Source organism: Brevibacillus nitrificans (assembly GCF_003710965.1).
Lineage (GTDB): Bacteria > Bacillota > Bacilli > Brevibacillales > Brevibacillaceae > Brevibacillus > Brevibacillus centrosporus.
In genome coordinates this window covers 94,161-105,015 of the sequence record NZ_RHHU01000028.1, presented here as the reverse complement: position 1 = coordinate 105,015, position 10,855 = coordinate 94,161, and the positions used below count along the sequence as shown (strand labels likewise).

Here is a 10,855-nt window from a genome sequence, read left to right as displayed (position 1 = left end):
TCAGTTTTCAAAGAGCATTTTACCTAGCGGCCTCTACCGCAGGATTTCATTCTATCAAGTTCGAGCAAGAAAGTCAATAACTTTTTTAAACTCACTTTAACTTGTTCTACCGCGTTGTAATTCGTGTTAGCGGGTAGATCTATAATCTAGCAGAATTTCATTCGTAAATCAATAGCTTTTTTATAATTAATGAAAAGAATCTCCTATTTCCCTAAATCCATTTCAGCACAGAGCAGCCTTCCCCGTGCGAACAAAAGCCTTCATCCACATGGATAAAGGCTTCTGCTGCTTTCTTTTCGCAAGGTCCTAGTCGTCCCAGTCCACATCCAGTATGGCACCAGTTGTAGCGGAGATATCCATTTCGACTTCAGCCCATTGGCTCGTTCTCATTTCCACTTCGTAGATGTATTGCCCATCATCCTCGTCCAGCTTGGCTTTCACGATGGTACCTGGCACTTTGTTCAAAGCAATTTTCTTCGCTTCTTCCAAACTGATCTTGACTACCTTTTGCCTATGCTGCGGATCATTTTCCCTCCAGGTCTCGCCCGTAGTGGCATCCACGTAAACATCCACTTTCTTCGCCAATGTCTTGATCTCTACTTTATAGAGGAGAAGGCCGTGCTCCCACTCAAGCTCGATTTCTCGAATCGTCCCTGGTTGTGCGGCAAGCGCGCGCTTTTTTGCCTCTTCCGTAGAGATTTTGACGTTTTTCCATACGTCCGCACGGATATCATCATCGATCTCTACATAAACAGTGGAACTCTGTGGTTGAACGCCCCCACTATTCCCTTGCACTTTGTTTTCCGCTTGGGCACTGAAGCCGATACTCCCTACGATTACGGCCATGACTACTGCCGCTGCTGCTATCTTTTTCATATGATCTCACTCCTATTCTCTGCTTTTCTTCATAATAAGAAGGCCACATGAGAAGGACATAAGAAAAAGATTAGAATTTGATGAGAAAATCATTAGTCTTCCCACAAAACGGACAGGACCACTCCTGTATGGGCATCGACCTGTACTTTCACTTCCTGACCATTTGGGGTATCCACTTCTACTTCATACACCGCCGCTCCGCCTACCTCCTCGATCTCAATACCGTCGAACACGCCTTCTACCTGCTTCAATGCGATGGCTTTCGCCTGCTCTAACGAGATACCGTACGCGGCGTTTTCAGAGGATTGGGGTTTGGCTGGGTCAGATGGCTTTACTGGTGTAGGCTCGCTTGGATGATTGACATGAATCTGCAGCAGGGAAATGCGCAGGATATGGCCAGAATAAGCATCTGCGCGAATTTCATAGGTACCGGTTTTACCCTGCAGGACACTTTTATACGCTGCTTTGCCAGCCTCATCCACCAACGCAATGGAGGTAACGCTGCCGGCATAGCGAGACTCCAGCGTTTTTTTCATCGTGTCGCGGGGAATCTGATTATCCTCTTTGTCAGCAGTCCACAGCTGAACACTGGCGATGACGAGAAGGAGAACCAACAGCCCAAGAAGAAGCCACATGTTTTTCCGCTGCCTCATTGACTCACCCCCGATATCTGCACTTCTTTGGGTAATGTCACCATAAAGGTAGTTCCTCGGCCCTCTTCACTCAGCACGTTGATTTCTCCGCCGTGCGCATCGACAATGCGTTTGGCAATGGACAGCCCAAGTCCGGTTCCCCCGGTTTCCCTTGCCCGTGCCTTGTCTACACGATAAAAGCGATCAAAAATGTGCGGCAAATCTTCTGCGGGAATGCCCACCCCCTGATCAATAACAGAAATCTTCACAGCTCGCGGTTGCTGCTCTATCTCGATCTGAATCGGCTTGGAACTGTACGTTAGCGCGTTATCGAGCAAAATAACGAGCAGCTGCTTAATCTTTTGCTCATCTACACACACTAGCACCTGTTCCTCTCGAACATGAACAGTAATGGGATGTTCATAGGTCCTTTTCATCCACTTGCTCGTTTCCTCACTGAGCTTGACTAGATCAACCTCTTGCAAAGCCAGCTCCGATTTCTCGTCCGGATTGGCCAGCATCAGCATTTGCTGCGTCATCGTTTTCATCCGCACCGCTTCGGCGTAGATGGCGTCGACAGCTTCTTCCAGCATATCCGGCTCTTTCATTCCCCATCGCTTCAGCATCGTCGCGTAGCCTTCGATCACGGTCAAAGGCGTTTTCAGTTCGTGCGAGGCATCTGAAACAAACTGCTGCTGCTTGGTGAAGTTTTGATGCAGAATATCAATCATCTTGTTAAACGTATTTCCGAGCTGGTACAGCTCATCCTTTGAAGGCGGCGGCAGATTCAGCTTCTTGAAGACGCCCCTCTTTTGAATCTCCTCCATCGTGAGCATCATGGACTGGATGGGCCCCACTATGATGTTTCCCAGCATCCTTCCAGCAAAAAGGGCGGGCAATAACACAAACAGCGAAGCCAGCACGAGCACTACCAACAGCATGCTCATAGTTTCCTGGGTGCCTGCCAAACTGTTCGTCATTTCAAGCGAAACGACTGTCCCATCCTTCCAGATCACCGGGACTTGTGCAATTGCATACAACACCCCATCTTTCTCCTCCAAACGGTATACCTCCGCATCGCTGTACGCGGGCTTCAAACCGCCAAATTTGACATCCTTGGCAGCTGTAAGAACTGCGTGTCCCTCCGCATTCACGACTCTGATCATACCGATTGGCGTCAAATAGGCCTGCAGAAAATCTGCCGGATCGACCTGATTGACTGTGGCATGCAGCGTTTGCGCTATGTTTTGCGCCTGTTGCTGGAGCCTCCCGATTTCCTGATCCGTCATTTGCTTATAAAACAGCCAGTAGATCGAGACGTTGGTAATACATAAAATCAGCACCAGCCAAACCAAGGAAAAAACCTGAATCTTGTTCCGGATATTCATCAGCTTCTACCCCTTGATCGAATACCCGATACCCCGCACCGTATGGATAAGTGGAGTATGAAGGTGATCTTCCAGTTTCTTGCGTAAATAGCGGATGTACACGTCAACGATGTTCGTGTCGCCGTAATAGTCGTACCCCCAAACGTTTGTCAAAATTTGCTCTCGATTCAACACCTGGTTGGCGTTCTTGACCATATAGACGAGCAAATCAAACTCACGGGGAGTCAGCTCAATTGGATTGCCACCCCGCGTAACCGAGCGCAAGCGTTCATCTACGCAGAGGTCCCCCAGTGTAACAGTCTCGTTTTCTGTCTCCTGCTTGAGATGGTTCGCCATCCGCATGCAGACGCGGAGCCTCGCCAGCAGCTCTTCAATGGCAAAAGGCTTTGTGATGTAATCGTTCGCTCCCAAATCCAGACCGCTTACTTTGTCTGGCAGCGAGTCTCTCGCGGTTAACAAAATGACTGGCGTGATGCTGTCCGAAGCACGTATGCGCCGCAGCACTTCCATGCCATTGAGCCTGGGGATCATGACATCCAGCAGCACGACATCCCATTTTTGGCTGGCATAAAGCTCAAGCCCGCTCACCCCATCCTCCGCGCAAAGCACCTCGTAGCCCTCATATTCCAGCTCTAGCTGCAGAAATCTGCTAATCTTCTTCTCATCTTCAATCAGTAAAATGTTGGCCTTATCCATAAAACTCTCCCTCCATTCTCTTGATCAAGGTGCAAGGGAGCTGTTCGCAGCTTGATGGAAGTATTCCCTCTCTATTATAAGCAGTGATCTCCCACTTTGGATAAGCGTAAAAAACGAACGGCTTTTCCCACAAATAAAGTCTAGTATCGGAGTCAAAAACCACATACTATCTATAGTAAGAGAATCGACAATATGCAGACAGCCTTTCATAAGGAGGAACCGCCCCATGAAAGAATTAGTAATCGCAGGAGCTCTTGCTGCCGCTATTTCCTCGATTGTACTGGGGGCATCCATGGCCTCCCCAATGGACACTCCAGACGGCATGCTTGCAATGCACGATGAAGTAGACGGGGTCTTTGAAAGCCATGGAATGCTGCTCGACTACCATTAAGGCCATTCTATGAAAAAAACAAGCTGGCAGAAACTCGCAGCTTGTTTTTCTTTTGCTTCTCTATTCGATTGCGGTCCGCTCACGCCAATTCTACGAGAACATCCCCTTCGTTGACGAAATCAGCTTCGCTCACCTTCACTTCTTTGACAGTGCCGCTGCTCTCCGCTGCGATCGGAATCTCCATTTTCATGGACTCCAAGATCACGACATCCTGCCCCTCTACCACAGCGTCTCCCGGCTGCACCAGTACCTTCCACACATTTCCCGCCATACTTGCCACAATTTTGCTCATTCTGATTCCTCCCCTATGCGGTAGTTATTCGCTTATTCGACTTCTACGAGCGCTGCATTCTTGACCATGAACGACATCTCTCACATCTGGAACACCGATCACCGCCACCTCCCGAACCAGGGGATGTCGAAACAGAACCTGCTCTATTTCTACTGGATATACATTTTCGCCGTCGGTTATGATCATATCCTTCTTTCGATCCACGATATACAAAAATCCTTCGTCATCCTAGGTCAAGCCTCGCCTGCTTCAATTTCCATGCGCAGAAGATTGGACCCAAAGCATTTGCCCAAATTGTCCATTCGGATAGAAGTAGAGCCTCCACCAGCCAATGCTCCCCGCAAGACAAAGTTCATCGCGTGAATATTGGGCATCAAGTAACGTTCCACCTCTCCTTCTACCAAGCCTCGAAAGTGTTCTTTGACCCGCTCTGGCGTCACTTCTCTCACGAACACCTCATACCACTCCGGACGGGCAGCGAACAACCCGATGTTTACGGTGTTTCCCTTATCTCCCGAACGCGCAAAGGCTACTTCGCGCAATTGTACGTTTCCCATGTACTACCCCACCTCCACCAGGCTGACCTCGACTCTGCTCTCCACCACTTCTCGCGGAACAAGACAGGACCACATCCCAAAAAGCTCACGGGGCGCAGTCATCCCACCGATCCCACTCATCGTCGGCGGTCCGCTCAGCGCCAAAGGAGGAAACAATCGGGGAAACTTGGCGGCAGCCTCCTTCTGCGGAGTCCAAACCGCCATCCGCAAATACACCTCATTGAGATTTTCCTCCGGAAGAGTCGAGAGTGGCCCGTGCAGAGAGTTGTAGCCTAGAAACTCAGTCTGCACCTCCTCATACTGCCAGCCCATGCGCTCTAGCTGCTTTCGCACAATCCGATCAGCTGCTTTTGCCTTTTCCAGCGCATTTGGCCAGGAATAGCCGACCATCGCCTGGCCGACATAGCCATTTGGATACCCCATCACGACTTTGAGCGTATCCGGGCTGGGCTTTCCCTTTGCTCCTCGGACGCGAACGCGATGCTTGCCGGACTCCTCCAGCACGACCTGTGTCATATCCAGAACTACATCAGGCGTCATATAGGCAGCCGGATTGTGGATTTCGTACAGCATCTGCTCTTTTACTGTTTCGATAGAGACAAGTCCGCCAGTTCCCTCAGCTTTGGTAATGACAAAGCTACCGCTCTGCTCCACTTCGGCGATCGGGAATCCGAGCTGATCCATCTCCTCCACTGCCTGCCAGTCGCCGCTGAAATTGCCTCCTGTCACCTGCCCGGAGCATTCCATCAGATGCCCCATAAGAATTCCTTGGGCGAGTGAGTCCCAATCGTCCTTTTTCCAGCCGAATTCATAGATCAGCGGGGCGAGGAATTGGGCCGAATCCGTCGTCCGTCCCGTAATCACGATATCCGCTCCTTGCCGCAGTGCCTCTACGATGGGCCAAGCCCCCAGGTACGCATTTGCAAAGCTGATTCGCGGCAAAACGTCGTCGATCGACCGACCATCCTCCATATGGGAGAGCGAAATTCCCTTCTCGCGAAATTCAGAAAGCCGCAGCAAAATGTCATCTCCGGTCACCACCGCTATCTTCAAGCCTGTGATTCCCTGCTCCCGAATCATTCGCAGGACTTCCTGCTGCGCGCCAAGCGGGTTTGTGCCGCCCGCATTCGTCAGGATCTTGAAGCCCTTTTCCTTCATGTACGGCAGCAAAGCTGGCATGGAGGAAGCGATATCACGCGTATACCCTTTGGAAGGATCCTTCTTGCGGTCCTTTTGCAGGATTGCCAGCGTCAGCTCTGCTAGACAGTCGAAGCACAAATAGTCGAGGTTTCCCCGTTGAACGCTCGCCACAGCGGGCAGGATGGAATCCCCGTAGAAGCCTTGAGCAGCTCCGATCCGTATGGTTCTCATCTATTTCCCCTCCCAAACCGGTGCTCGCTTTTCCAAAAAGGCTGTGGCACCTTCACGCAAATCATAGCTGGAAAAAGCAACGAGGCGCAGGGTACTCAGCTGAGCCATGGATGTGAGCAAATCTGTCTGTTCCGTCGTGCGAAACGCCTCGATCCCGAGCTTCACCGCCAATGGACTGTAGGACGCAACCAGCCTGGCCAGCTTCCATGACTCTTCCTCCAGCTGCTCTGGTGCGGTCATGCGGTGAATCAGCCCGTACTCATACGCCTTTTGCGCGGAGATGATGTCTGCTGTGAGCATCATCTCCATCGCCCTTCTTTCCCCGACCGCTCTGCGAATCCATGGCAAAATGACAAAGGGGACCAGACCGAGCCGCAGCTCAGTCGTCCCGAACTTCGCCTGATCAGACGCAATCGCGAGGTGGGACATCGCGACCAAACCACAGCCTCCCCCCAAGGCAGCTCCATGAACCGAGGCAATCAGCGGCGTACGAATGGCAGCCCCAAGCTCAAACAAGCGCGTGCCTTCCTTTCCTTCGAAGTAGAGCTGTGGAACGCTTTTGCTGAAATTCTCCTTGAACTCGTTCATATCTCCCCCAGCACAAAAGGCCGGCCCATTCCCCGTAAGAATGATTGCTTTTACCTGCTCATCCTGATCCGCTGCTTCGATGGCGGTGATCAGTTCGCTGGTCAGGCGTGTCGTCAATGGATTGCGCATCTCAGGCAGATTCAACGTGATTTTTGCGATCGTATCCCTGACCTCATACAAGACAGCTTCCTTGTCCATAACCAGTACCTCCTACACCGGATGAATAGCATTGCGTTTTGGATAGACGACAGGCTGCTTGTTTTGGTAAAGCTTGAACCGAGCGATGACGTCGGATCTCAGCCTCTCGTACGGGACGATGTCGTCGATGACCAGCTCCGAGCCCAGACGGTAAATGTCGATATCCTCCGTGTACTCCTGGCGTTTTTGGGCGATGAAATCCGCTCGCTCTGCTTCGGGAAGACTCATGATTTTGTTGTAGTAAACGGCATTGATCGCGGCCTCAGGTCCCATGACGGCGATGGAAGCACTGGGCAAAGCAATCGTCGCATCCGTTCCGAAAGCTGGACCTGCCATCGCGTAGAGGCCCGCCCCGTAGCATTTGCGTACGATAACGGACAGCTTGGGCACGGTCGCTTCCGAGACGGCAGACAGCATCTTGGCTCCGTGGCGAATGATTCCTTGCCGCTCCACCTGCGAGCCGATCATGAAGCCGGGTACATCGCTTAAGAAGAGCAGTGGTATTTGAAAGGCGTTGCAAAGCCAGATGAATCTGGCGCCTTTGTCCGCAGAGTCGACGAACAGTGTGCCACCCTTTACCTTGGACTGGTTCGCGACGATGCCGACTGCCTTGCCGCCCATTCGCGCCAGTCCGGTGATGATTTCCTGCGCCCACAGCTTCTTCACTTCAAGCCACGTGTCCTCATCGATAATTTGCATGATCAGCTCCTTCATATCAAAGGGGACATTTTGGTTTTCCGGAACGATTTCTGCCAGTGGCCGCCCAGCGACTGGCTCGCGTCTCTCGGTCACAGGTGGCTTCTCCCTCCAGCTTTGCGGCATGTAGCTAAGGTATCGCTTGCATGCGGCGATCGCCTCTTCCTCGGATTGCACGAGTACGTCCCCGAGTCCGCTCACGCTGCAGTGCATGCGCGCGCCGCCCATGTTTTCCATCGTCGTCTTCTCGCCAATCGCCATCTCCACCATCCGCGGTGATCCCAGATAAGCACTCGCATTTTTCTCCACCATAATGGTCAGATCGCAAAAAGCAGGAATATAAGCGGAGCCCGCCGGTGACGGACCGAACAGGATGCAGATTTGAGGAACGATCCCCGATAGCTGCACCTGGTTGTAAAACAGTCTGCCTCCGTGTCTGCGTCCGGGAAACATCTCGATCTGGTCCGTAATGCGCCCGCCTGCGGAGTCGATCAGGTACAAAATCGGCACATGCAGCTCCATCGCCTTTTCCTGCATACGAATCTGTTTTTCCACAGTCCGTCTGCCAAAGGAGCCCGCTTTCACTGTCGAGTCGGAGGCCATGAAACAAACGGGTCTGCCGTCAATCGTCGCCATGCCAGTCACGGTGGCATCTGCCGGAAGATCAGGTGCCTGTGCATTGGCGAACAAACCGTCCTCTACGATGGAATCTGCATCAAACAGCAGCTCCAGTCTTTTACGAACGAACATTTTATCTTGAGCTTCGAGATTTTGATGGTATTTGGCATCCCCGCCTTGCCTGATACGCTCGATTTCGTCTTTTAGCTTCTGATTGGGATTGTGCATGGGAGCTCCTCCTTTTTGTTCTTCGCTCCTTTTTGTTTGCAACACATATGCCAGTCATTACGAATCACGAAAAGCCCCAGCTTGCTTTTGCAAAGGGGCGCTGTCTGCACACACATTTGTTAGTGGGTCCGCACAACTGTACGGATACTGATACACCTGTAATCAATGGAAGCGACGACTGAGACAATAAGAAAACCTCTAGCGAGGCCATCTCATGGAGGAGCGACCGCGTTTTAGCGGAAAGATTTACCGAAGGAATGCCAGAAGCGGACGCTGAGGCACTTCGCCATGCGCTCCAGAATTCATAAGCATTACGCTTATCAATTCTTATACGTTAAAAAAGGACTCCCTTCGCTGTGGAGTCCACTCTCATTTGCGAGCTATGCGGTTAGAATAATCGGCTGCCCGTTCGTCACGACCACCGTATGCTCGAACTGAGCTACCAAGCTCTTGTCCGGCGTGATCAGCGCCCAACCATCCCGACCTTCCTGAACATACTCTGCACCGGTTGATATAAACGTTTCCACCGCAATGACCAAGCCCTCTGTCAGCAGTCGTTTATCCCACTTGTCGTAGTAATTCAGGATATGGGTCGGTTCCTCATGCAGCCTTCTTCCGATTCCGTGTCCTGTCAGATTTTTCACGACGGTAAAACCCTTCTGCCGCGCTTCATTATGAACAACTCGCCCGATCTGACTCAGCTTTGAGCCTGCTCTTGCGGAAGCGAGCGCTTTGTACAGCGAATCCTCCGCACATTTGCACAGCGCTTGCCGTTTTTGATCACCGTTTCCGACGACGGTGGTAGCCCCTGTGTCTGCGTAGTACCCATCCAGCTCGGCAGACACATCGATGTTGATCATGTCGCCTTCTTTAAGCTGGTAGTCATCGGGGATCCCGTGAGCGACGACATGGTTGACACTGATGCACGTGTAGCCCGGAAAGTCGTACTCTCGCCTCGGGGCTGAATGTGCACCGTGCTTTGTTAGCACTGCTTTCCCGATCTCATCTAATTCCTTCGTGGATACACCCGGCCAGACTGCCATCAGCATCGCTTCTCTCGCCTCTGCCACAATCTTGCCCACTCGTTTTAGACAGATAAGATCCATTTCATTTTGAATGGACATGCAATTCCTCCTACACATCAGAATGATCCACATTATATCCTATTTCCGGCAAACTCTTCTTCTCATCTCACAAACCGACTCAGCGCAAACGGTGTAAGGTCGAAATCCGTTTTCCCTTGCAAAGTCAGCTGTGCGGAAATCTCACCTACAACACTGGCAAATTTGAATCCGTGCGCGGAGCAAGCCGAAACGAGCAGCACGTGGTCATGGTTGGGATGGCGGTCGATAATAAAGTCGTGATCCGGCGTCCATGTAACGAGACACACTTGCCCACGCACCCGATTGTTGGTAACACCCGGAAAGAACCTTTGCGCGACCGTACCTAGATCACCGTCATCATCCGGTTCGCTGCCAAAAAGGCGATTCACCCGATCAGGATCGGTATTGCTGCCTGCATCATGACTGCCGATCTTCAAGCCGGAACCTTGAATGCTTGGAAAGCCGTAGAAGCGATCATTCGGCAGATCCATGAAATACGAAGGAAACCTCCCGAGCCCATACATAGCCTCGTCCGCTTCGTACCATGCCACCGTCTTGCGGAACGGCTGCAGAGGAATCTCCAAATCTTTCAGCAAGGAACCGGTCCAAGATCCTGCTGTTACAATCAGCTTGTCGGCATGATAATCTCCCTTTTCTGTGTGAACGGTGACCCCATCTGCATGATAGGTGATCGATTTGGCAGGAGTATTCGTGAGCAAAGCTGCGCCATGCCGGGTAGCGACTTGCCGATACGCCTGGATGCATTCCTCGCTGTACAGGATACCCGAGCTCGGCTCAAATGCGCCCATAATCTCATCAGACACGGTGATACCCGGCCAGCGCTTTCTCACTTCCTCCGCCATCAAGATCTCCAATGGCAAATCAAACTGCTTGGCACTGATGATCTCTTCTTCCAAAAAGGCAGAGCCGATATTGGCGAGCCCCAGTACGCCTGTACGCTCAAACAGATGCTTGCCTGTCTCAGCCTCCAGCTCTTCCCACAGCTTTTGTGCACGCAGCACCATCGGAACGTATTTCTTGCCTTCCCCGTAAGCATGGCGAATCATCCGCGTATCCCCGTGGTGGCTGCCATTGGCATGTGGAGGATCAAAAGCATCCATCAGCAATACCTTGGCATTCTGCTTCGCCAAAAAAGCGCCTGCCGCCATCCCCATCGAGCCTGCTCCCAAAACAATGACATCATATGTGTGATTCATCCCG

General features: G+C 51.7%; 12 protein-coding genes and 1 pseudogene. 1 reads left to right on the top strand and 12 read right to left on the bottom strand.

What is annotated here, in order from left to right; translation table 11 throughout:
* Positions 1 to 306: 306 nt before the first annotated feature.
* From EDM59_RS30410 to EDM59_RS30395, 4 genes are all read right to left on the bottom strand, one after another.
* Positions 307 to 876 carry a PepSY domain-containing protein gene (locus EDM59_RS30410; protein ID WP_122927008.1) on the bottom strand — a complete coding sequence of 190 codons (570 nt, stop codon included), beginning with the start codon at positions 874 to 876 and terminating at the stop codon, positions 307 to 309.
* A 92-nt stretch (positions 877 to 968) separates the two neighbouring features.
* A complete protein-coding gene (locus tag EDM59_RS30405) occupies positions 969 to 1,529 on the bottom strand; it encodes a PepSY domain-containing protein (protein WP_122927007.1) in 561 nt (186 codons plus the stop codon).
* Positions 1,526 to 2,896, bottom strand: a complete 1,371-nt coding sequence (locus EDM59_RS30400; protein ID WP_122927006.1) for an ATP-binding protein — start codon at positions 2,894 to 2,896, stop codon at positions 1,526 to 1,528. The genes EDM59_RS30405 and EDM59_RS30400 overlap by 4 nt, the downstream gene beginning before the upstream one ends.
* A gap of 6 nt (positions 2,897 to 2,902) precedes the next feature.
* Positions 2,903 to 3,592 (bottom strand): response regulator transcription factor, encoded by a 690-nt coding sequence (locus EDM59_RS30395; RefSeq protein WP_122927005.1) that lies wholly within the window; start codon positions 3,590 to 3,592, stop codon positions 2,903 to 2,905.
* A gap of 226 nt (positions 3,593 to 3,818) precedes the next feature.
* On the opposite strand from EDM59_RS30395, the gene EDM59_RS31275 reads away from it, so the two are divergent.
* The gene (locus tag EDM59_RS31275) at positions 3,819 to 3,983 is read left to right on the top strand and encodes a hypothetical protein (RefSeq protein ID WP_170184482.1); all 165 of its coding nucleotides are present in this window, start codon (positions 3,819 to 3,821) and stop codon (positions 3,981 to 3,983) included.
* A 79-nt stretch (positions 3,984 to 4,062) separates the two neighbouring features.
* Here EDM59_RS31275 and EDM59_RS30390 read toward each other — a convergent pair whose 3' ends face one another.
* The 8 genes and pseudogenes from EDM59_RS30390 to solA form a co-directional block, all read right to left on the bottom strand.
* On the bottom strand, positions 4,063 to 4,275 hold the full coding sequence (locus tag EDM59_RS30390) for an acetyl-CoA carboxylase biotin carboxyl carrier protein subunit (RefSeq protein WP_092275094.1): 213 nt from the start codon (positions 4,273 to 4,275) through the stop codon (positions 4,063 to 4,065).
* A gap of 84 nt (positions 4,276 to 4,359) precedes the next feature.
* Positions 4,360 to 4,503: pseudogene (locus tag EDM59_RS31545) on the bottom strand (AMP-binding enzyme); the annotation flags it as partial.
* Positions 4,504 to 4,508: 5 nt separating this feature from the next.
* Entirely contained in the window at positions 4,509 to 4,832 is a 324-nt protein-coding gene (locus tag EDM59_RS30380) for an AtuA-related protein (protein WP_122927004.1), read from the bottom strand.
* Between the two features lie 3 nt (positions 4,833 to 4,835).
* Positions 4,836 to 6,203: an acyclic terpene utilization AtuA family protein gene (locus EDM59_RS30375; protein ID WP_122927003.1), complete on the bottom strand. Its 1,368-nt coding sequence runs from the start codon at positions 6,201 to 6,203 to the stop codon at positions 4,836 to 4,838.
* On the bottom strand, positions 6,204 to 6,989 hold the full coding sequence (locus EDM59_RS30370) for an enoyl-CoA hydratase/isomerase family protein (protein WP_122927002.1): 786 nt from the start codon (positions 6,987 to 6,989) through the stop codon (positions 6,204 to 6,206). It lies immediately after the preceding gene.
* Positions 6,990 to 7,001: 12 nt separating this feature from the next.
* Positions 7,002 to 8,531 carry an acyl-CoA carboxylase subunit beta gene (locus EDM59_RS30365; protein WP_122927001.1) on the bottom strand — a complete coding sequence of 510 codons (1,530 nt, stop codon included), beginning with the start codon at positions 8,529 to 8,531 and terminating at the stop codon, positions 7,002 to 7,004.
* Positions 8,532 to 8,911: 380 nt separating this feature from the next.
* Positions 8,912 to 9,655, bottom strand: coding sequence for a type I methionyl aminopeptidase (gene map / locus EDM59_RS30360; RefSeq protein WP_122927000.1), 744 nt, complete (start codon positions 9,653 to 9,655; stop codon positions 8,912 to 8,914).
* A gap of 62 nt (positions 9,656 to 9,717) precedes the next feature.
* Complete coding sequence (solA, locus tag EDM59_RS30355) at positions 9,718 to 10,851, bottom strand: N-methyl-L-tryptophan oxidase (protein ID WP_122926999.1); 1,134 nt, start codon at positions 10,849 to 10,851, stop codon at positions 9,718 to 9,720.
* Between the last annotated feature and the right edge of the window lie 4 nt (positions 10,852 to 10,855).